The sequence below is a fragment of the Shewanella sp. 553 genome (assembly GCF_059338375.1).
Map to the genome: position 1 here is coordinate 146935 of NZ_CM181701.1, position 17960 is coordinate 164894.

The 17960-nt window shown below is 45.8% G+C and carries 30 protein-coding genes and 1 pseudogene; all 31 read left to right on the plus strand.

Translation table 11 applies throughout. From position 1 onward, the window contains the following. The first annotated feature begins 46 nt into the window (after window positions 1–46). Entirely contained in the window at window positions 47–421 is a 375-nt protein-coding gene (gene rpsL, locus AC5YBZ_RS00675) for a 30S ribosomal protein S12 (RefSeq protein WP_069670836.1), read from the plus strand. Window positions 422–502: 81 nt separating this feature from the next. Next, window positions 503–973 (plus strand): 30S ribosomal protein S7, encoded by a 471-nt coding sequence (gene rpsG / locus AC5YBZ_RS00680; protein ID WP_110456990.1) that lies wholly within the window; start codon window positions 503–505, stop codon window positions 971–973. A gap of 75 nt (window positions 974–1048) precedes the next feature. Continuing rightward, window positions 1049–3145, plus strand: a complete 2097-nt coding sequence (gene fusA / locus AC5YBZ_RS00685) for an elongation factor G (RefSeq protein WP_494520353.1) — start codon at window positions 1049–1051, stop codon at window positions 3143–3145. Between the two features lie 79 nt (window positions 3146–3224). After that, window positions 3225–4409 (plus strand): elongation factor Tu, encoded by a 1185-nt coding sequence (tuf, locus tag AC5YBZ_RS00690; RefSeq protein ID WP_494520352.1) that lies wholly within the window; start codon window positions 3225–3227, stop codon window positions 4407–4409. A gap of 364 nt (window positions 4410–4773) precedes the next feature. Then, a complete protein-coding gene (rpsJ, locus tag AC5YBZ_RS00695) occupies window positions 4774–5085 on the plus strand; it encodes a 30S ribosomal protein S10 (RefSeq protein WP_011070616.1) in 312 nt (103 codons plus the stop codon). A 27-nt stretch (window positions 5086–5112) separates the two neighbouring features. Then, entirely contained in the window at window positions 5113–5751 is a 639-nt protein-coding gene (gene rplC, locus AC5YBZ_RS00700; protein ID WP_110456984.1) for a 50S ribosomal protein L3, read from the plus strand. A 16-nt stretch (window positions 5752–5767) separates the two neighbouring features. Beyond that, a pseudogene (rplD, locus tag AC5YBZ_RS00705) lies at window positions 5768–6374 on the plus strand (50S ribosomal protein L4). Beyond that, window positions 6371–6670: a 50S ribosomal protein L23 gene (gene rplW, locus AC5YBZ_RS00710; protein ID WP_011863968.1), complete on the plus strand. Its 300-nt coding sequence runs from the start codon at window positions 6371–6373 to the stop codon at window positions 6668–6670. The pseudogene rplD and the gene rplW overlap by 4 nt, the downstream one beginning before the upstream one ends. Before the next feature lie 16 nt (window positions 6671–6686). Further along, the gene (gene rplB, locus AC5YBZ_RS00715; RefSeq protein ID WP_028764679.1) at window positions 6687–7514 is read left to right on the plus strand and encodes a 50S ribosomal protein L2; all 828 of its coding nucleotides are present in this window, start codon (window positions 6687–6689) and stop codon (window positions 7512–7514) included. Window positions 7515–7525: 11 nt separating this feature from the next. After that, window positions 7526–7804, plus strand: a complete 279-nt coding sequence (gene rpsS, locus AC5YBZ_RS00720) for a 30S ribosomal protein S19 (RefSeq protein ID WP_006083596.1) — start codon at window positions 7526–7528, stop codon at window positions 7802–7804. A gap of 15 nt (window positions 7805–7819) precedes the next feature. Next, window positions 7820–8152, plus strand: a complete 333-nt coding sequence (gene rplV / locus AC5YBZ_RS00725) for a 50S ribosomal protein L22 (protein ID WP_011863971.1) — start codon at window positions 7820–7822, stop codon at window positions 8150–8152. Between the two features lie 9 nt (window positions 8153–8161). Next, window positions 8162–8851, plus strand: coding sequence for a 30S ribosomal protein S3 (gene rpsC / locus AC5YBZ_RS00730; RefSeq protein WP_110456982.1), 690 nt, complete (start codon window positions 8162–8164; stop codon window positions 8849–8851). Window positions 8852–8862: 11 nt separating this feature from the next. Beyond that, window positions 8863–9273 carry a 50S ribosomal protein L16 gene (gene rplP / locus AC5YBZ_RS00735; RefSeq protein WP_494520351.1) on the plus strand — a complete coding sequence of 137 codons (411 nt, stop codon included), beginning with the start codon at window positions 8863–8865 and terminating at the stop codon, window positions 9271–9273. Continuing rightward, a complete protein-coding gene (gene rpmC, locus AC5YBZ_RS00740; protein WP_011863974.1) occupies window positions 9273–9464 on the plus strand; it encodes a 50S ribosomal protein L29 in 192 nt (63 codons plus the stop codon). Before rplP ends, rpmC begins: the two co-directional genes overlap by 1 nt. Further along, the gene (gene rpsQ, locus AC5YBZ_RS00745; RefSeq protein WP_110456980.1) at window positions 9464–9712 is read left to right on the plus strand and encodes a 30S ribosomal protein S17; all 249 of its coding nucleotides are present in this window, start codon (window positions 9464–9466) and stop codon (window positions 9710–9712) included. Before rpmC ends, rpsQ begins: the two co-directional genes overlap by 1 nt. Before the next feature lie 179 nt (window positions 9713–9891). Then, window positions 9892–10260 carry a 50S ribosomal protein L14 gene (gene rplN, locus AC5YBZ_RS00750; RefSeq protein ID WP_011863976.1) on the plus strand — a complete coding sequence of 123 codons (369 nt, stop codon included), beginning with the start codon at window positions 9892–9894 and terminating at the stop codon, window positions 10258–10260. A gap of 11 nt (window positions 10261–10271) precedes the next feature. Then, window positions 10272–10586, plus strand: coding sequence for a 50S ribosomal protein L24 (rplX, locus tag AC5YBZ_RS00755; protein ID WP_475515507.1), 315 nt, complete (start codon window positions 10272–10274; stop codon window positions 10584–10586). Window positions 10587–10598: 12 nt separating this feature from the next. Further along, complete coding sequence (gene rplE / locus AC5YBZ_RS00760) at window positions 10599–11138, plus strand: 50S ribosomal protein L5 (RefSeq protein WP_110456978.1); 540 nt, start codon at window positions 10599–10601, stop codon at window positions 11136–11138. Window positions 11139–11148: 10 nt separating this feature from the next. After that, window positions 11149–11454 (plus strand): 30S ribosomal protein S14, encoded by a 306-nt coding sequence (gene rpsN, locus AC5YBZ_RS00765; protein ID WP_110456977.1) that lies wholly within the window; start codon window positions 11149–11151, stop codon window positions 11452–11454. A 23-nt stretch (window positions 11455–11477) separates the two neighbouring features. Further along, entirely contained in the window at window positions 11478–11870 is a 393-nt protein-coding gene (gene rpsH, locus AC5YBZ_RS00770) for a 30S ribosomal protein S8 (RefSeq protein WP_110456976.1), read from the plus strand. Between the two features lie 10 nt (window positions 11871–11880). After that, the gene (gene rplF / locus AC5YBZ_RS00775) at window positions 11881–12411 is read left to right on the plus strand and encodes a 50S ribosomal protein L6 (protein ID WP_494520350.1); all 531 of its coding nucleotides are present in this window, start codon (window positions 11881–11883) and stop codon (window positions 12409–12411) included. A gap of 10 nt (window positions 12412–12421) precedes the next feature. Further along, entirely contained in the window at window positions 12422–12772 is a 351-nt protein-coding gene (gene rplR, locus AC5YBZ_RS00780; RefSeq protein ID WP_028764670.1) for a 50S ribosomal protein L18, read from the plus strand. A 13-nt stretch (window positions 12773–12785) separates the two neighbouring features. Continuing rightward, complete coding sequence (rpsE, locus tag AC5YBZ_RS00785; RefSeq protein WP_028764669.1) at window positions 12786–13292, plus strand: 30S ribosomal protein S5; 507 nt, start codon at window positions 12786–12788, stop codon at window positions 13290–13292. Between the two features lie 5 nt (window positions 13293–13297). Then, window positions 13298–13483, plus strand: a complete 186-nt coding sequence (rpmD, locus tag AC5YBZ_RS00790; protein WP_028764668.1) for a 50S ribosomal protein L30 — start codon at window positions 13298–13300, stop codon at window positions 13481–13483. 1 nt (window position 13484) lies between these two features. Further along, window positions 13485–13919: a 50S ribosomal protein L15 gene (gene rplO, locus AC5YBZ_RS00795; RefSeq protein WP_110456973.1), complete on the plus strand. Its 435-nt coding sequence runs from the start codon at window positions 13485–13487 to the stop codon at window positions 13917–13919. Between the two features lie 7 nt (window positions 13920–13926). Then, window positions 13927–15267, plus strand: a complete 1341-nt coding sequence (secY, locus tag AC5YBZ_RS00800; protein ID WP_028764666.1) for a preprotein translocase subunit SecY — start codon at window positions 13927–13929, stop codon at window positions 15265–15267. A 21-nt stretch (window positions 15268–15288) separates the two neighbouring features. Continuing rightward, the gene (rpmJ, locus tag AC5YBZ_RS00805; RefSeq protein ID WP_006083579.1) at window positions 15289–15402 is read left to right on the plus strand and encodes a 50S ribosomal protein L36; all 114 of its coding nucleotides are present in this window, start codon (window positions 15289–15291) and stop codon (window positions 15400–15402) included. Between the two features lie 116 nt (window positions 15403–15518). Beyond that, window positions 15519–15875: a 30S ribosomal protein S13 gene (rpsM, locus tag AC5YBZ_RS00810; RefSeq protein ID WP_494520349.1), complete on the plus strand. Its 357-nt coding sequence runs from the start codon at window positions 15519–15521 to the stop codon at window positions 15873–15875. Between the two features lie 17 nt (window positions 15876–15892). Further along, entirely contained in the window at window positions 15893–16285 is a 393-nt protein-coding gene (gene rpsK / locus AC5YBZ_RS00815; protein WP_011863988.1) for a 30S ribosomal protein S11, read from the plus strand. 35 nt (window positions 16286–16320) lie between these two features. Then, entirely contained in the window at window positions 16321–16941 is a 621-nt protein-coding gene (gene rpsD / locus AC5YBZ_RS00820; protein WP_110456970.1) for a 30S ribosomal protein S4, read from the plus strand. Window positions 16942–16965: 24 nt separating this feature from the next. Beyond that, a complete protein-coding gene (locus AC5YBZ_RS00825; RefSeq protein ID WP_494543303.1) occupies window positions 16966–17955 on the plus strand; it encodes a DNA-directed RNA polymerase subunit alpha in 990 nt (329 codons plus the stop codon). Window positions 17956–17960 lie beyond the last annotated feature (5 nt).

Genomic DNA, 17960 nt, shown 5'->3' on the forward strand with positions numbered 1-17960 from the left:
TTTTCACACCTTACTGTTGAGTTTATCAACTGATTCGGAGCTATACATGGCAACTGTAAACCAGTTGGTACGTAAGCCTCGCTCGCCAAAAGTCATCAAGACTGCTGTGCCAGCGTTGAATGCGTGTCCACAAAAACGTGGTGTTTGTACTCGCGTATACACAACCACACCAAAAAAACCTAACTCTGCACTACGTAAAGTAGCTCGTGTGCGTCTAACTAACGGGTTCGAAGTCACTTCGTACATCGGCGGTGAAGGCCACAACCTGCAGGAACACAGCGTGATTCTGATCCGTGGCGGTCGTGTAAAAGACTTACCAGGTGTTCGTTATCACACTGTACGTGGCGCATTAGACTGTGCTGGTGTTAGTGAGCGTCGTCAAGGACGTTCTAAGTACGGAGCTAAGCGTCCTAAGTCTTAACGTTTTCCGTTAAGTAAGGCCAAGCTAGAGACATATTGAGATTCCAGTTTTGGGGTCCCTGAAGCATACGGAGAAATTGTTATGCCAAGACGTCGCGTTGTAGGACAACGTAAAATCCTACCAGATCCAAAATTTCATAGTGAGTTGTTGGCTAAGTTCATCAACGTCATTATGCAGGACGGCAAAAAGTCGACTGCAGAAAAAATTATTTACAAGGCATTAGATGTTGTTGCTGAAAAGAAAGGCGAAGAGCATCTAACTATCCTTGAAGCAGCCCTGGATAACGTCCGTCCAACAGTCGAGGTTAAATCTCGTCGCGTTGGTGGTTCTACTTACCAGGTACCATGTGAAGTTCGTCCAGTGCGTCGTAACGCACTAGCGATGCGCTGGTTGGTTGAAGCTGCACGTAAGCGTGGTGAAAAATCTATGGCTCTACGTCTAGCTGGTGAAATGCTAGATGCTTCTGAAAATAAAGGAACTGCTGTTAAGAAGCGCGAAGACGTGCATCGTATGGCAGAAGCGAACAAAGCGTTTGCTCATTACCGCTGGTAATCTTTTGGTGCAGGCTATTGTCTGCACCACGTTTTACATGACCCAGGTATTTGCCTGGGTAAAGAGGGTTTAATCGTGGCTCGTACAACTCCTATTGAGCGCTACCGTAATATTGGTATTTGTGCTCACGTTGACGCAGGAAAGACCACAACTACAGAACGAGTACTGTTCTTCACTGGTATGTCTCATAAACTCGGTGAAGTCCATGATGGCGCAGCCACTATGGACTGGATGGAACAGGAGCAAGAGCGTGGTATCACTATCACCTCAGCTGCAACTACGACGTTCTGGCGCGGTATGGAAGCACAGTTCGCTGAGCACCGTATCAACATTATTGACACTCCTGGCCACGTTGACTTCACTATTGAAGTTGAGCGCTCGCTGCGTGTTCTAGATGGCGCTGTTGTCGTATTCTGTGGCGCATCGGGTGTTGAACCTCAGTCAGAAACTGTTTGGCGCCAAGCGGACAAGTATCACGTTCCTAGAATTGTATTCGTCAATAAGATGGATCGCTCTGGTGCGGATTTTGAACGTGTAGTTAAACAGATACGTACCCGTCTGGGAGCGACTTGTGTACCAATCCAAATGAGTATTGGTGCAGAAGAAGAGTTTAAAGGGGTCGTCGACCTGATCAAGATGAAAGCCATTAACTGGAATGAAGCTGATCAAGGTATGACCTTCACTTATGAAGATATTCCTGCAGAGCTCGCTGATAAAGCGGCTGAAATGCGTGAATATCTCGTTGAGAGTGCTGCTGAGGCCTCTGACGAACTGATGGACAAGTACCTAGAAGGTGGCGAGTTATCAGAAGCAGAGATTAAAGCCGCATTACGTAAACGAACTCTCGCTAATGAGATCGTACTTGCTACTTGTGGTTCTGCATTTAAGAACAAAGGTGTGCAAGCGGTACTCGATGCTGTTGTGGATTATTTACCGTCGCCTGTCGAAGTTCCGCCTATTAAGGGAATTGACGACAAAGAGCAAGAGGTTGAGCGTCCTGCGGACGACAATGCGCCTTTCTCTGCGCTAGCATTTAAAATTGCAACAGACCCATTCGTCGGAACCTTAACCTTTATACGTGTTTATTCTGGTGTATTGGAAACCGGTTCTGGTGTGTATAACTCGGTTAAGCAAAAACGTGAGCGTATCGGTCGTATGGTGCAGATGCATGCAAACGATCGTAACGAGATCAAAGAAGTGCGCGCTGGTGACATCGCCGCAGCTATAGGTCTTAAAGATGTCACCACTGGTGACACGCTCTGTGATGCTGACCATAAAGTTATACTCGAACGTATGGAGTTTCCTGAGCCCGTAATCACGATTGCTGTGGAGCCAAGATCCCAAGCCGACCAAGAAAAGATGGCTATTGCATTGCAAAAACTTGCTGCAGAAGACCCATCATTTCGCGTTGAGACTAACGAAGAGTCTGGTCAAATACTGATCTCCGGTATGGGTGAGTTACACTTGGACATTATTGTTGACCGTATGCGTCGCGAATTTAATGTTCAATGCAATGTGGGTAAACCACAAGTAGCCTATCGTGAAACTATTCGCTCGAGTGTAGAAGTTGAAGGCAAGTTCGTGCGCCAATCAGGTGGTCGAGGACAATTTGGTCACGTTTGGTTAAAGTTAGAACCGCAAGAAGAAGGTTTTGGCTATGAATTTGTCAACGAGATTGTTGGTGGTGTTATTCCAAAAGAATACATCCCTGCAGTAGATAAAGGTATCCAAGAGCAGATGAAGAACGGCGTTGTCGCTGGCTTCCCTGTGTTGGATGTCAAAGTCACTTTGTTTGACGGCTCATACCATGATGTCGATTCAAACGAGATGGCGTTCAAAGTCGCTGGTTCAATGGCTTTCAAGAAGGGCGCTCTAGAAGCTGACCCAGTGTTACTCGAACCTTGTATGAAGGTCGAAGTAACCACTCCTGAAGACTATATGGGCGATGTAGTAGGTGACTTGAATAGACGACGTGGCATGATTGAAGGAATGGACGACGGCATTGGCGGCGTTAAACTTATTCATGCTGTAGTACCTCTATCTGAAATGTTTGGTTACGCAACAGATTTGCGTAGTGCAACCCAGGGGCGCGCTTCATACTCTATGGAGTTTTTGAAGTACTCTGATGCACCGCAAAATGTCGCAAAATCTGTTGTAGACTCGCGCGGATAACCGCAAACTAGTCTATAACTCATATTGAATGCTATTGCTCAGCAACGCTGGGCATTTTCTGAAAAGAAAGGAATATATCGTGGCTAAAGAAAAATTTGAACGTAGTAAACCCCATGTTAACGTTGGCACCATCGGTCACGTTGACCATGGTAAAACTACTCTTACTGCAGCAATCTCTGCTGTATTAACTAAGACATACGGCGGTGAAGCTCGTAACTTCGCACAAATCGATAACGCTCCAGAAGAGCGTGAGCGCGGTATTACAATTAATACTTCTCACATCGAATATGACACTCCATCACGTCACTACGCACACGTAGACTGCCCAGGTCACGCGGATTATGTTAAAAACATGATCACTGGTGCTGCCCAAATGGACGGCGCGATCCTAGTAGTAGCTTCTACAGATGGTCCAATGCCACAGACTCGTGAGCACATCCTGCTTTCACGTCAGGTTGGCGTACCTTTCATCATCGTATTCATGAACAAGTGTGACATGGTTGATGACGAAGAGCTTCTAGAGCTAGTAGAAATGGAAGTTCGTGAACTTCTATCTGAATATGACTTCCCAGGTGATGACCTACCAGTTATCCAAGGTTCTGCGCTTAAAGCCCTAGAAGGCGAGCCAGAGTGGGAAGCTAAGATCATTGAGCTTGCAGAAGCACTAGATACTTATATTCCAGAGCCAGAGCGTGCAATTGACGGTGCATTCATTCTTCCAATCGAAGACGTATTCTCAATCGCTGGCCGTGGTACTGTTGTAACTGGTCGTGTAGAGCGCGGTGTCATCAAAGTAGGTGAAGAAGTAGAAATCGTTGGTATTCGCGATACTACTAAGACCACTTGTACTGGTGTTGAAATGTTCCGTAAACTGCTTGACGAAGGTCGTGCAGGCGAGAACTGTGGTGTACTACTACGTGGTACTAAGCGTGACGAAGTTGAGCGTGGTCAAGTATTAGCTAAGCCTGGTTCAATCACTCCACACACAACATTCCAGTCAGAAATCTATGTTCTGTCAAAAGAAGAAGGCGGACGTCACACTCCATTCTTCAAAGGTTACCGTCCACAGTTCTACTTCCGTACAACAGACGTAACCGGTACTATCGAGTTGCCAGAAGGCGTAGAGATGGTAATGCCTGGTGATAACGTACAGATGACAGTAACACTAATCTGCCCAATCGCGATGGACGAAGGTTTACGCTTCGCAATCCGTGAAGGTGGCCGTACAGTTGGTGCTGGTGTTGTAGCTAAGATCATTGCTTAATCGCAAAGTGTCTTAACACAATACTGAAAAAGGCAGCTTAGGCTGCCTTTTTTATTGGTAATTTTGTATAGATACAAAGACTAGCTTTCTGGATGTGGATGGGTATAATAACGGCCACGTTTGAGAGTTACTGCCAATGTGGTGTTAATTCATTCAACGGGGTTGATCTCTATGTGCAGATCAGTATAATACCCCCTCTCGCCTTAACCATTAGGCGGGTAAATTGTCGGTTCTAGAAGCCGACGTAAAATAATACAGCGACTCCGATTTGGAGTCGAACGGTTAAATCATCTCGCTCTGCTTTTCCAGTAAGGAAGAAGCTAGAGGGTGATTTTTTATGTGTCCATTTTAGGAGCTCTGGTCAATGCAGAACCAAAGAATCCGTATCCGCTTAAAAGGATTTGATCATCGTCTGATCGATCAGTCTACTGCGGAAATCGTTGAAACTGCTAAGCGCACAGGCGCCCAGGTACGTGGTCCAATTCCACTACCAACGCGCAAAGAGCGTTATACCGTTTTGATCTCTCCACACGTTAATAAAGATGCGCGTGATCAGTACGAACTTCGTACTCATAAGCGTCTTGTTGACATCGTAGAGCCGACTGAGAAGACTGTAGATGCATTGATGCGTCTAGATCTTGCGGCAGGTGTTGACGTTCAAATTAGCTTAGGTTAATTGAGATCCTTAGAAGAGGTTTGAGAGATGGCTATCGGTCTTATCGGTCGTAAAGTAGGTATGACTCGCATCTTCACTGAAGATGGTGCGTCAATACCTGTAACAGTAATTGAAATTGCAGCTAACCGCGTTGCTCAAGTGAAAACTTTAGAAACAGACGGCTACCGTGCACTTCAAGTTACTACTGGTACCAAAAAAGCTAATCGCATCACTAAACCAGAAGCAGGTCACTTTGCTAAGGCAGGCGTTGAAGCCGGTCGTGGTTTGTGGGAAGTGCGTTTGGCAGATGGTGAAGGCGAAGGCATTGAAGTTGGTGCCGAGCTTAATGTTGATATCTTCGCTGACGTAGCGAAAGTTGATGTTACTGGTCAATCAAAAGGTAAAGGTTTCCAAGGCGGTATTAAGCGTTGGAATTTCCGTACCCAAGATGCAACACATGGTAACTCATTGGCACATAGAGCTAACGGTTCTATCGGTCAAAACCAAACACCTGGTCGCGTTTTCAAAGGTAAGAAAATGTCAGGCCACATGGGTGCCGAGCGTGTTACTACTCAAAATCTAGACGTTGTACGTGTAGATGTTGAACGTAACTTGCTATTGGTTAAGGGTGCAGTTCCAGGCGCTACTAATGGCGACCTGATCATCAAGCCTGCCGTTAAAGCTTAGGTCTGAGGAGATAGTAATGGAATTGGTATTGAAAGACGCACAGAGTGCTCTTGAAGTTTCCGAAACTACCTTCGGCCGTGACTTTAATGAAGCACTGGTTCATCAGGTAGTTGTAGCATACGCTGCAAACGCGCGTCAGGGCACTCGTGCTCAAAAGACTCGCGCAGAAGTAACTGGCTCTGGCAAAAAGCCATGGCGCCAAAAAGGTACAGAGTCGTGCACGTGCCGGTACCGTTAAAGGTCCAATCTGGCGTGGCGGTGGCGTAACATTCGCTGCTAAAGCACAAGATCACAGCCAAAAAGTTAACAAGAAGATGTACCGCGGAGCGCTTAAGAGCATTCTGTCTGAATTAGTACGTCAAGATCGCCTTGTTGTCGTTGAGTCATTTGGTGTTGAAGCTCCTAAAACTAAAGAGCTGAAAGCTAAATTGGCAGAAATGAACCTGGAAGACGTTTTAATTGTTACTCCAGAAATTGACGAGAACTTGTTCTTAGCTGCACGCAACCTATACAAAGTTGACGTTCGTGACGTTGCTGGTATCGACCCAGTTAGCCTAATCGCGTTCAACAAAGTACTAGTTACTGCCGATGCTATTAAGCAAATCGAGGAGATGCTGGGATGATAAGCGAAGAACGTTTGCTAAAAGTTATTCTAGCGCCACACATCTCTGAAAAGAGTACTGTATGCGCTGAAAATAACAACACGGTTGTTTTCCGTGTGGCTATCGATGCGACTAAAGCTGAAGTTAAAGCTGCAGTAGCTAAGTTGTTCGAAGTTGAAGTAGATTCAGTTCGCACTTTGGTTAACAAAGGTAAAACTAAGCGTCACGGTGCCCGTACTGGCCGTCGTAGCGATTGGAAAAAAGCCTATGTGACTTTAGCTGCTGGTGCTGATATCGATTTCGTCGGCGCTGAGTAAGCAAAGGAGAATTATCATGGCAGTTATTAAGTGTAAGCCAACCTCTGCTGGTCGTCGCCACGTAGTTAAAGTGGTAAACAGCGATCTGCACAAGGGTAAACCTTTTGCTGGCTTGTTGGCGAAAAAGTCTAAAAGTGGTGGCCGTAACAATACTGGTCGCATCACTGTTCGTCACGTAGGTGGTGGACATAAGCAGCATTACCGTATTGTTGACTTCAAGCGCAACAAAGACGGTATCCCTGCAAAAGTTGAACGTTTGGAATATGATCCAAACCGTACAGCTAACATCGCACTTGTTTTGTATGCTGATGGTGAGCGTCGTTATATCCTTGCTGCTAAAGGCATGCAAGCTGGAGATAAGATCCAGTCAGGTATCGATGCAGAAATCAAAGCGGGTAACGCTTTGCCATTACGCAACATCCCAGTAGGTAGTGTTGTACACGCAGTTGAAATGAAGCCTGGTAAAGGTGCTCAAATCGCTCGTTCAGCCGGTACTTATGTACAAGTTGTAGCTCGTGATGGCGCTTACGCTACTCTACGTCTTCGCTCTGGCGAAATGCGTAAAGTACCTGTAGATTGCCGCGCGACATTAGGTGAAGTTGGTAATGCCGAACACATGCTACGCCAGTTAGGTAAAGCAGGTGCTAAGCGCTGGAGAGGCGTACGCCCAACAGTGCGTGGTGTTGCAATGAACCCTGTAGACCATCCACATGGTGGTGGTGAAGGCCGTACTTCTGGTGGCCGTCATCCGGTTTCTCCATGGGGTGTCCCAACTAAGGGTTATAAGACCCGTAGTAATAAACGCACCGACAAGTACATTGTACGTCGTCGTAACAAAAAGTAAGAGGATTCGCCATGCCACGTTCTCTCAAGAAAGGTCCATTCATTGACCTACACTTGCTGAAGAAGGTAGAGAAAGCGATGGAAGCGGGTGACAAAAAGCCTATTAAGACTTGGTCTCGCCGCTCTATGATCATCCCTAACATGATTGGGTTGACCATCGCTGTCCATAATGGTCGTCAGCACGTACCTGTGTTCGTAACTGACGAAATGATCGGCCACAAGCTTGGTGAATTTTCACCAACTCGCACTTATCGCGGCCATGCTGCTGATAAGAAAGCGAAGAAGCGTTAATACGGGAGACTCAAGATGGAAGTTTTAGCTAAACATCGTTTTGCCCGTACGTCGCCTCAAAAGTGTCGTTTGGTTGCAGATCAAATCCGTGGACTGCCTGTTGCTAAGGCTCTCGAAATTTTAACTTTCAGCCCTAAGAAAGCAGCTGTACTTGTCAAAAAAGTACTTGATTCTGCTATCGCTAATGCTGAGCACAATGAAGGTGCTGACATTGACGAGCTGAAAGTTGGAAAAGTCTTTGTAGACGAAGGTCCAACAATGAAGCGTATCATGCCACGTGCTAAAGGCCGTGCTGATCGTATAATCAAGCGTACCAGCCACATCACTGTGGTTGTATCAGATCGCTAGGAGTTAGCAATGGGACAGAAAGTACATCCTAATGGTATCCGTCTGGGTATCACTAAGCCTTGGATCTCGACTTGGTACGCTGATAAATCAGATTATGCCAATAACTTGAGCAGCGACTGGGAAGTGCGTAAGTTTCTAGAAAAGAAACTTAAGCAAGCCTCAGTTTCTAAGATTGTTATCGAGCGTCCAGCTAAGAGTGTTCGTGTTACTATTCACACTGCCCGTCCAGGTGTTGTGATTGGTAAGAAAGGCGAAGACGTTGAAAAACTACGCAACGAAGTTGCCAAGTTGACTGGTATTCCAGCTCAAATCAACATCGCTGAGATCCGTAAGCCTGAGCTAGATGCGAAGCTTGTTGCCGAAGGCATCGCTTCACAGCTAGAGCGTCGTGTTATGTTCCGTCGTGCGATGAAGCGCGCAGTACAAAATGCAATGCGTCTTGGTGCCAAAGGTATCAAAGTTGAAGTGAGCGGCCGTCTAGGCGGTGCTGAGATTGCGCGTTCGGAGTGGTATCGTGAAGGTCGTGTGCCTCTACATACACTGCGTGCTGATATCGACTACTCTACTGCAGAAAGTCACACTCAATACGGTGTGATCGGCGTTAAAGTTTGGGTCTTCAAAGGTGAAGTCCTAGATGGCGTTGTTCCTGCGCATGAAGAGCCGAAACAGCAGCCGAAGCGTAAGCCTCGCGGTAAATAGGAGAGCTGGCAATGCTGCAACCAAAACGAATGAAGTTTCGTAAAATGTTCAAAGGCCGTAACCGCGGTCTAGCGAACGGCACTGAAGTTAGCTTCGGTGAATTCGGTCTGAAAGCTGTTGGACGTGGTCGTCTTACTGCTCGTCAAATCGAATCTGCGCGTCGTGCGATGACACGTCACATTAAACGTCAAGGTCAAATTTGGATTCGCGTTTTCCCTGACAAGCCAATTACCTCTAAGCCTCTTGAAGTGCGTATGGGTAAAGGTAAGGGTAACGTTGAATACTGGGTTTGCCAGATTCAACCTGGTAAGGTTCTTTACGAGATGAATGGTGTATCTGAAGTTCTAGCGCGTGAAGCGTTTGCTTTAGCTGCGGCCAAGCTTCCGATTAAGACTACCTTCGTAACTAAGACGGTGATGTAATGAAAGCGAGCGAACTAACACAGAAGAGCGTTGAAGAATTGAACGCTGAACTGCTTGGTCTGCTGCGTGAGCAGTTTAATCTGCGTATGCAACACGCCACTGGTCAGTTGACTCAAACTCATCAGCTTAAAATCGTGCGTCGTAACATTGCGCGCGTTAAGACCATTATTACTTCTAAGGCGGGTGCATAATGACTGATAAAATCCGTACTATGCAGGGTCGAGTAATTAGCAACAAGATGGACAAGTCTATCACTGTCGCTATTGAGCGTATGGTTAAACATCCTTTATATGGGAAGTTTATCAAGCGTACTACTAAGATTCATGCACATGACGAAACAAATCAGTGTAATGCTGGCGATATCGTGACTATTCGCGAATGCCGTCCGCTGTCTAAGACTAAGTCTTGGACTCTGGTTGAAGTAGTAACGAAAGCCTAATTTATTTAGGTATTAGTGAAACGGCTCCTTCAACTGGGGCCGTTTTTATTTTTAGTACTATCTATTCCTATTTTTGGGTGTTATACTTGCGCGCCTTTTTAGACAATAATGTCGTCTAAATTGGTTAAAATATGCCCCAAATGTGGGATTTGTGAAGTAACGATAGCGGAGCACTTAAAATGATCCAAATGCAATCGACTCTAGAAGTCGCCTGTAATAGCGGCGCTCGTAGAGTTCAGTGTATTAAGGTCTTGGGTGGCTCTCATCGTCGTTATGCCGGTATCGGCGACGTCATCAAGGTTTCTGTAAAAGAAGCAATTCCTCGCGGTAAAGCGAAGAAAGGTGATGTGTATAACGCGGTGGTAGTCCGTACTAAGAAAGGCGTTCGTCGTCCAGATGGTTCTGTCATTCGCTTCGATCGGAATGCAGCGGTATTGCTTAACGCAAACCTAGCACCGATTGGTACTCGTATCTTTGGACCAGTGACGCGTGAATTGCGTACCGAACAATTTATGAAAATTGTTTCTCTGGCACCAGAAGTACTGTAAGGAGCTTCAAAATGGCAGCTAAAATCCGTCGTGAAGACGAAGTAATTGTACTAGCAGGTAAAGACAAGGGTAAACGCGGTAAGGTTTCTCGAGTTTTGCCAACTGGTAAATTAATTGTAGAAGGCATCAATCTTGTCAAGAAGCACCAGAAGCCTAACCCACAAATGGGTGTGACTGGTGGTATTGTTGAGAAAGAAGCACCAATACAAGCATCAAATGTAGCGATTTTCAACTCTGCCACTGGCAAAGCTGATCGCGTTGGTTTCCGATTTGAAGACGGTCAAAAAGTCCGTTTCTTTAAGTCGAACAGTGAACTCGTTAAGTAATTGGAGTAAACGATGGCGAAACTGCATGATAAATATAAAGAGACTGTTGTCGCTGAACTTGCAAAGAAGTTCGGTTATACCAGTGTCATGCAAGTCCCTCGGATTGAGAAAATCACCCTTAATATGGGTGTTGGCGAAGCTGTAGCAGATAAGAAAGTTATGGAGCATGCGCTTCGTGACATGACTGCTATTGCTGGTCAAAAGCCAGTAGTAACTGTTGCTCGTAAATCAGTTGCTGGTTTTAAAATCCGTGATGGCTACCCGATCGGCTGTAAGGTAACTCTGCGTGGCGAACGCATGTGGGAGTTCCTTGAGCGTTTAGTTGATATCGCAATCCCGCGTATCCGTGACTTCCGTGGTTTGAGCGCTAAGTCGTTCGACGGACGCGGTAACTACGCAATGGGTGTACGTGAGCAAATTATCTTCCCGGAAATCGAGTACGATAAAATCGATAAAATCCGTGGTATGGATATTGTTATCACTACTACTGCGAAGAATGACGAAGAAGGCCGTGCTTTACTAGACGCCTTTAACTTCCCATTCAAGAAATAAGGGTAGCGAAATGGCAAAAAGTTCAATGAAAGCACGTGAAGCAAAACGTGCCAAGCTCGTGGCTAAGTATGCTGAACAGCGTCTAGCTCTTAAGGCTATCATTAGCAGTCCAACTACTTCTGATGAAGATCGTTGGGATGCAGTTCTTAAGCTGCAAGGCCTACCACGTGACTCAAGTTCTGCGCGTCAGCGCAATCGTTGTAGTCAAACTGGTCGCCCACATGGTTTCCTACGCAAGTTCGGCTTAAGCCGTATTAAATTGCGTGAAGCTACCATGCGTGGTGAAGTTCCTGGCCTGCGTAAGGCCAGCTGGTAATACTTGTCACGGAGTAAGCTAATATGAGCATGCAAGATCCAATTGCGGATATGTTAACTCGCATTCGTAACGGCCAAGCTGCTAACAAAGTATCAGTATCTATGCCTTCTAATAAGCTAAAAGTTGCTATTGCACAGACGCTTAAAGAAGAAGGTTATATTGCTGACTACGCCGTAGCAGGCGAAGCTAAGCCGGTTTTAGAAATCACTTTAAAGTATTTCCAAGGCCAACCAGTCGTTGAGACTATCCAGCGCGTAAGTCGTCCTGGTCTTCGTATTTACAAAGGTAAAAACGAACTTCCAAAGGTGATGGGCGGACTGGGTGTCGCAATCGTGTCCACTTCTAAAGGTTTGATGACTGATCGTACTGCCCGCCAAAATGGCATGGGTGGGGAAGTTATCTGCTACGTAGCATAAGGAGCTAGCAATGTCTCGTGTCGCAAAAGCACCAGTCGCTATTCCTGCAGGCGTAGAAGTGACTTTAAACGAACAAACTATCACCGTAAAAGGTTCTAAAGGTAGTTTGACTCGAGTAATTAACGCTGATGTTTCTGTTGTTGTAGAAAACAATGAAGTTAAGTGTTCACCAGTTGAAGGCGCTAAAACCGCTGCACAAGCTGGTACTGCTCGAGCTCTAATCAACAACATGGTTGTTGGTGTTCACGAAGGATTCGAAAGAAAACTGACTCTAGTAGGTGTTGGTTACCGTGCAAAAATTGCTGGTAACGGTATCGACTTGACTCTAGGTTTCTCTCACCCTCTAGTACACCAGCTTCCTGACGGCGTAACTGCAGAGTGCCCAAGTCAAACTGAAATCGTACTGAAAGGTACTGATAAGCAGTTGATTGGCCAAGTTGCTGCAGAGATTCGTGGCTACCGTCCACCAGAACCTTATAAAGGTAAAGGTGTTCGTTATGCTGATGAACAAGTACGCCGTAAAGAGGCTAAGAAGAAGTAGGTAACGCGATATGGATAAGAAAACATCTCGCTTACGCCGCGCTACTCGCGCCCGTAAGAAGATCCAAGAGCTGGGCGTTAACCGTCTGGTTGTACATCGTACACCACGTCACACGTACGCACAGGTTATTGATGCCAACGCGCAAGTTGTGGCGGCAGCTTCTACTGCTGAGAAAGCGGTATCAGAGCAGCTTAAATACACAGGTAACGTTGATGCAGCAAAAGTAGTGGGTAAAACCGTTGCAGAGCGTGCTATCGAAAAAGGCGTAACTGTAGTTGCATTCGATCGTTCCGGCTTTAAGTATCACGGACGCGTTGCTGCATTAGCAGACGCAGCTCGTGAAGCTGGCCTACAGTTCTAAGGAATGATTAAAAATGGCTAAATTTGAAGCTCAACAACAAAAAGATGATCTGCAAGAGAAATTGGTTGCAGTAAATCGTGTTTCTAAAGTAGTTAAAGGCGGACGTATCTTTAGCTTCACTGCACTAACTGTAGTGGGTGATGGTAACGGTAAAGTCGGCTATGGCTATGGTAAAGCGCGTGAAGTACCTGCAGCAATTCAGAAAGCAATGGAAAAGGCTCGCCGTAACATTGTTTCTGTTGAACTTGTAAATGGTACTTTGCACCACCCTGTTAAGGGCCGTCACACTGGTTCGCGTGTTTACATGCAACCAGCTTCTGAAGGTACTGGTATTATTGCCGGTGGTGCTATGCGCGCCGTATTGGAAGTAGCAGGCGTTCATAACGTTCTGTCAAAAGCATACGGTTCTACTAACCCGATCAACATCGTTCGCGCAACTGTAGATGCGTTGGTGCACATGAAGTCACCAGCTCAAATCGCAGCCAAGCGTGGCCTGAATGTTGATGAAATTCGAGGTTAAGCACCATGGCTACTAAAACTTTAAAAGTGACTCAGACTAAAAGTTCAATTGGACGTTTGCCAAAGCATCGTGCCACTTTGACTGGTCTAGGTCTACGCCGTATTAATCACACTGTTGAAGTTGAAGATACTCCTTCAATTCGCGGTATGATTAACAAGGTTTACTACATGGTTTCGGTGGAGGAAGTATAAGATGCGTCTAAATACTCTATCACCTGCTGCAGGTGCTAAATCAGCAGCTAAGCGTGTAGGTCGCGGTATCGGTTCTGGCTTAGGTAAGACTGCTGGTCGCGGTCACAAAGGTCAGAAGTCTCGTTCAGGCGGCGGCGTTCGCGTCGGTTTCGAAGGTGGTCAAATGCCACTTAAGATTCGTTTGCCGAAGTTTGGTTTCACCTCGCGTAAAGCGTTGGTTTCTGCCGAAATTCGTATCAGCGAACTAGCTAAAGTTAACGGTGATGTTGTCGACTTGAATGCACTGAAAGATGCGAATCTCGTTACTCGCAACATACAGTTTGCTAAAGTCGTTCTTTCAGGTACCATTGAACGCCCTGTGACCGTTAAAGGTCTTAAGGTAACTAAAGGTGCTCGTGCAGCTATTGAAGCTGCCGGCGGAAAGATCGAGGAATAATACGTCGATGGCAAAACCAGGACTTGATTTAAAAAGCGCGAAAGGTGGATTTTCTGAATTGAAGACTCGCCTCCTGTTCGTGATTGGTGCGATTATCGTCTTTAGAGCCGGTTCGTTCGTACCAATTCCTGGTATTGACGCAGCTGTATTAGCAGAGCTGTTTAATCAGCAGAAGGGGACCATCCTAGGCATGTTTAACATGTTCTCTGGTGGTGCCCTTGAACGTGCTTCTATCTTTGCATTAGGTATCATGCCGTACATTTCGGCATCGATTATCATGCAACTATTGACTGTTGTACATCCAGCACTTGCCGAACTCAAAAAGGAAGGCGAATCTGGGCGTAAAAAGATCAGTCAATATACACGATATGGCACCTTGGTCTTGGGTACATTCCAAGCAATCGGTATCGCAACAGGGTTACCAAACTTAGTTCCAGGTTTAGTTGTAAATCTTGGCTTTGGTTTCTACTTTGTTGCAGTTGTAAGCTTAGTGACAGGAACAATGTTCCTAATGTGGCTAGGTGAACAAATTACTGAAAGAGGCATAGGTAACGGTATCTCGATTCTTATTTTCGCAGGTATTGTTGCTGGTCTACCATCTGCTATCGGCCAAACGGCTGAGCAGGCGCGTCAAGGCGACTTGAACGTACTAGTATTATTGTTGATTGCGGTAATTGTATTTGCTGTAACCTATTTTGTTGTGTTTGTTGAGCGTGGACAACGTCGTATCGTTGTTAACTATGCTAAGCGTCAGCAGGGCCGTAAGGTGTTTGCCGCGCAGAGTACTCACTTACCGCTTAAGGTTAATATGGCGGGTGTGATTCCACCAATTTTTGCGTCAAGCATCATATTGTTCCCAGGCACACTGGCTCAGTGGTTTGGACAAAATGAAGGTTTGTCTTGGTTAAGTGATTTTTCACTTGCTGTATCACCAGGTCAGCCGCTTTACTCATTATTATACGCAACAGCAATTATCTTCTTCTGTTTCTTCTATACTGCGTTGGTGTTTAACCCACGAGAAACTGCGGATAACTTGAAGAAGAGTGGTGCGTTTATTCCCGGGATCCGTCCTGGAGAACAGACTTCGCGTTATATAGATAAAGTAATGACTCGCCTAACATTAGCTGGCGCATTATATATTACCTTTATCTGTTTAATTCCGGAGTTCATGTTAATTGCGTGGAAGGTACAGTTCTATTTTGGCGGTACCTCACTACTAATTATGGTAGTCGTGATCATGGACTTCATGGCTCAGGTTCAGACCCATATGATGTCTCATCAGTATGAGTCTGTGATGAAGAAAGCTAACCTAGTTAACAAAGCGAACTTAGATCGCTTTGGACGCTAAGTAGCTTTACGGAGTGATGAAATGAAAGTTCGAGCTTCCGTGAAGAAGATCTGCCGTAACTGCAAGATCGTCAAGCGTAGCGGCGTTGTACGCGTTATCTGTGTTGAACCAAAACACAAACAGCGTCAAGGCTAAAAACTTTTGACCAGCTCAAATATTGAGCTGGTCAAAATATTATTTGCAAAATCGTCATCTGTCGAGTATCCTACCGGGCTTTTCACAGATGGCCTTTAACTTATGAGGAGTGCATAGTGGCCCGTATCGCTGGCATTAACATTCCTGATCAAAAGCATACAGTCATTGCATTGACTGCTATCTATGGTATTGGACTTACTCGCGCACAACAAATCTGCGCGGCGACTTCAATTGCTGAAGATGCTAAGATCAAGGAATTGAGCGAAGCTCAAATAGACACACTACGCGAAGAAGTTGCTAAATACATTGTAGAAGGTGACTTACGTCGTGAAGTATCCATGAACATCAAGCGTCTAATGGACCTTGGTTGTTATCGTGGTCTTCGCCACCGTCGTAGCCTGCCCCTTCGTGGGCAACGTACTAAGACCAATGCGCGTACGCGTAAGGGTCCACGTAAGCCAATTAGAAAGTAACGGGAAGGTAAACCAATATGGCTAAAGTTCCGTCACGTTCAACGCGCAAGCGCGTACGTAAACAGGTTGCTGATGGCATGGCTCATATCCATGCATCTTTCAACAACACAATTATTACCATTACAGATCGTCAAGGTAATGCACTATCTTGGGCAACATCTGGTGGTTCAGGTTTCCGTGGTTCACGTAAATCTACCCCGTTTGCTGCACAGGTTGCTGCTGAGCGTGCAGGTGTCGCTGCTCAGGACTACGGTGTTAAAAACCTTGAAGTTTTTGTGAAGGGTCCAGGTCCAGGTCGTGAATCAGCTATTCGAGCGCTGAACGCGGTTGGTTATAAAATAACCAACATTACCGATGTGACGCCGATCCCTCATAATGGTTGTCGTCCTCCTAAGAAGCGTCGCGTTTAATCGCCCGTTTTTAATAGGATAGTTGGAGAAAGAACATGGCAAGATACTTGGGTCCAAAGCTCAAGCTCAGCCGCCGAGAAGGTACAGACCTTTTCTTAAAAAGCGGTGTGAGAGCAATTGATTCGAAGTGTAAGCTTGAAGCTGCACCTGGACAACACGGCGCTCGTAAGGCTCGTTTGTCTGAGTATGGCGTTCAGTTACGCGAAAAACAAAAAGTTCGTCGTACTTATGGTGTGCTTGAAAAGCAATTCCGTAACTACTACAAAGATGCTGCACGTATAAAAGGCAACACAGGTGAAAACCTACTGACCCTTTTGGAAACTCGTTTAGATAACGTTGTTTATCGTATGGGTTTCGGTGCTACACGTGCTGAATCACGTCAGCTAGTTAGCCATAAGTCAATTATGGTCAACGGCCGCGTTGTTAACATTCCATCATTTAAAGTGTCTGCGAATGATGTAATTAGCGTTCGTGAGAAGTCTCAGAAGCAAGCTCGTATTAAAGCTGCTTTAGAAGTTGCTGCTCAGCGCGAAAAGCCAACATGGGTTGAAGTAGATACTACTAAGATGGAAGGTGCTTTTAAGCGTCTACCGGAGCGTAGCGATTTATCTGCTGAAATTAACGAACAGCTGATCGTCGAGCTTTACTCTAAGTAAAGCTAATAAACAAGAGAGGACACAATGCAGGGTTCTGTTACAGAATTTCTTAAACCGCGTCTCGTTGATATCGAGCAGGTTAACCCAACACGTGCCAAGGTTACACTCGAACCGCTTGAGCGTGGTTTTGGTCATACTTTAGGTAACGCGTTGCGTCGTATCCTATTGTCGTCTATGCCCGGCTGCGCGGTTACCGAAGTCGAGATTGATGGTGTACTGCACGAATACAGCAGCAAGGAAGGCGTACAAGAGGATATCCTAGAGATCCTATTAAACCTTAAAGGTTTAGCAGTGGTTATCGAGGGTAAAGACGAGGCTATGCTTACTTTAAGCAAGTCAGGCGCAGGCCCTGTTACCGCAGCAGATATCACGCACGATGGTGATGTTACTATTATGAATCCTGATCATGTTATCTGTCATTTGACTGGTAACAACGATATCAGCATGCGTATCCGTGTTGAGCGTGGTCGCGGTTATGTTCCAGCTTCGGCTAGAGCACAAACCGAAGACGACGATCGCCCAATCGGTCGCTTGTTAGTGGATTCATCTTTCTCACCTGTCGCGCGTATTGCTTACAATGTTGAAGCAGCACGTGTTGAACAGCGTACTGACTTAGACAAACTCGTTATTGATATGACCACTAATGGTACTATCGATCCTGAGGAAGCAATTCGTCGTTCTGCGACCATCTTAGCCGAACAGCTAGATGCGTTTGTTGAACTACGTGATGTCACTGAGCCAGAGCAGAAAGAAGAGAAACCAGAGTTCGACCCAATTCTGTTGCGTCCTGTCGACGATCTAGAGCTAACTGTACGTTCGGCTAACTGTTTGAAAGCCGAAGCGATTCATTACATCGGAGATCTGGTACAGCGTACTGAGGTTGAGCTACTTAAAACTCCTAACTTGGGTAAGAAATCTCTTACTGAAATTAAGGATGTGTTGGCTTCTCGCGGACTATCATTAGGTATGCGTCTAGAAAACGGACCTCCAGCTAGTTTAGCAGACGACCTATAAGTCTA

Excerpts from the sequence above, each read along its gene's own strand:
- rpsD (WP_110456970.1), top strand. The coding sequence starts at position 16,321 with ATGGCAAGATACTTGGGTCCAAAGCTCAAGCTCAGCCGCCGAGAAGGT.
- rpsG (WP_110456990.1), top strand. The coding sequence starts at position 503 with ATGCCAAGACGTCGCGTTGTAGGACAACGTAAAATCCTACCAGATCCA.
- rplO (WP_110456973.1), top strand. The coding sequence starts at position 13,485 with ATGCGTCTAAATACTCTATCACCTGCTGCAGGTGCTAAATCAGCAGCT.
- rplW (WP_011863968.1), top strand. The coding sequence starts at position 6,371 with ATGATAAGCGAAGAACGTTTGCTAAAAGTTATTCTAGCGCCACACATC.
- AC5YBZ_RS00825 (WP_494543303.1), top strand. The coding sequence starts at position 16,966 with ATGCAGGGTTCTGTTACAGAATTTCTTAAACCGCGTCTCGTTGATATC.
- rpsK (WP_011863988.1), top strand. The coding sequence starts at position 15,893 with ATGGCTAAAGTTCCGTCACGTTCAACGCGCAAGCGCGTACGTAAACAG.
- rpsC (WP_110456982.1), top strand. The coding sequence starts at position 8,162 with ATGGGACAGAAAGTACATCCTAATGGTATCCGTCTGGGTATCACTAAG.
- rplP (WP_494520351.1), top strand. The coding sequence starts at position 8,863 with ATGCTGCAACCAAAACGAATGAAGTTTCGTAAAATGTTCAAAGGCCGT.
- rplE (WP_110456978.1), top strand. The coding sequence starts at position 10,599 with ATGGCGAAACTGCATGATAAATATAAAGAGACTGTTGTCGCTGAACTT.
- rpmC (WP_011863974.1), top strand. The coding sequence starts at position 9,273 with ATGAAAGCGAGCGAACTAACACAGAAGAGCGTTGAAGAATTGAACGCT.
- rplN (WP_011863976.1), top strand. The coding sequence starts at position 9,892 with ATGATCCAAATGCAATCGACTCTAGAAGTCGCCTGTAATAGCGGCGCT.
- rpmJ (WP_006083579.1), top strand. The coding sequence starts at position 15,289 with ATGAAAGTTCGAGCTTCCGTGAAGAAGATCTGCCGTAACTGCAAGATC.
- secY (WP_028764666.1), top strand. The coding sequence starts at position 13,927 with ATGGCAAAACCAGGACTTGATTTAAAAAGCGCGAAAGGTGGATTTTCT.
- rpsJ (WP_011070616.1), top strand. The coding sequence starts at position 4,774 with ATGCAGAACCAAAGAATCCGTATCCGCTTAAAAGGATTTGATCATCGT.
- rpmD (WP_028764668.1), top strand. The coding sequence starts at position 13,298 with ATGGCTACTAAAACTTTAAAAGTGACTCAGACTAAAAGTTCAATTGGA.
- rpsQ (WP_110456980.1), top strand. The coding sequence starts at position 9,464 with ATGACTGATAAAATCCGTACTATGCAGGGTCGAGTAATTAGCAACAAG.
- rpsS (WP_006083596.1), top strand. The coding sequence starts at position 7,526 with ATGCCACGTTCTCTCAAGAAAGGTCCATTCATTGACCTACACTTGCTG.
- rplF (WP_494520350.1), top strand. The coding sequence starts at position 11,881 with ATGTCTCGTGTCGCAAAAGCACCAGTCGCTATTCCTGCAGGCGTAGAA.
- rplB (WP_028764679.1), top strand. The coding sequence starts at position 6,687 with ATGGCAGTTATTAAGTGTAAGCCAACCTCTGCTGGTCGTCGCCACGTA.
- rpsL (WP_069670836.1), top strand. The coding sequence starts at position 47 with ATGGCAACTGTAAACCAGTTGGTACGTAAGCCTCGCTCGCCAAAAGTC.
- rplC (WP_110456984.1), top strand. The coding sequence starts at position 5,113 with ATGGCTATCGGTCTTATCGGTCGTAAAGTAGGTATGACTCGCATCTTC.
- rpsE (WP_028764669.1), top strand. The coding sequence starts at position 12,786 with ATGGCTAAATTTGAAGCTCAACAACAAAAAGATGATCTGCAAGAGAAA.
- rpsH (WP_110456976.1), top strand. The coding sequence starts at position 11,478 with ATGAGCATGCAAGATCCAATTGCGGATATGTTAACTCGCATTCGTAAC.
- rplR (WP_028764670.1), top strand. The coding sequence starts at position 12,422 with ATGGATAAGAAAACATCTCGCTTACGCCGCGCTACTCGCGCCCGTAAG.
- rplX (WP_475515507.1), top strand. The coding sequence starts at position 10,272 with ATGGCAGCTAAAATCCGTCGTGAAGACGAAGTAATTGTACTAGCAGGT.
- rpsN (WP_110456977.1), top strand. The coding sequence starts at position 11,149 with ATGGCAAAAAGTTCAATGAAAGCACGTGAAGCAAAACGTGCCAAGCTC.
- rplV (WP_011863971.1), top strand. The coding sequence starts at position 7,820 with ATGGAAGTTTTAGCTAAACATCGTTTTGCCCGTACGTCGCCTCAAAAG.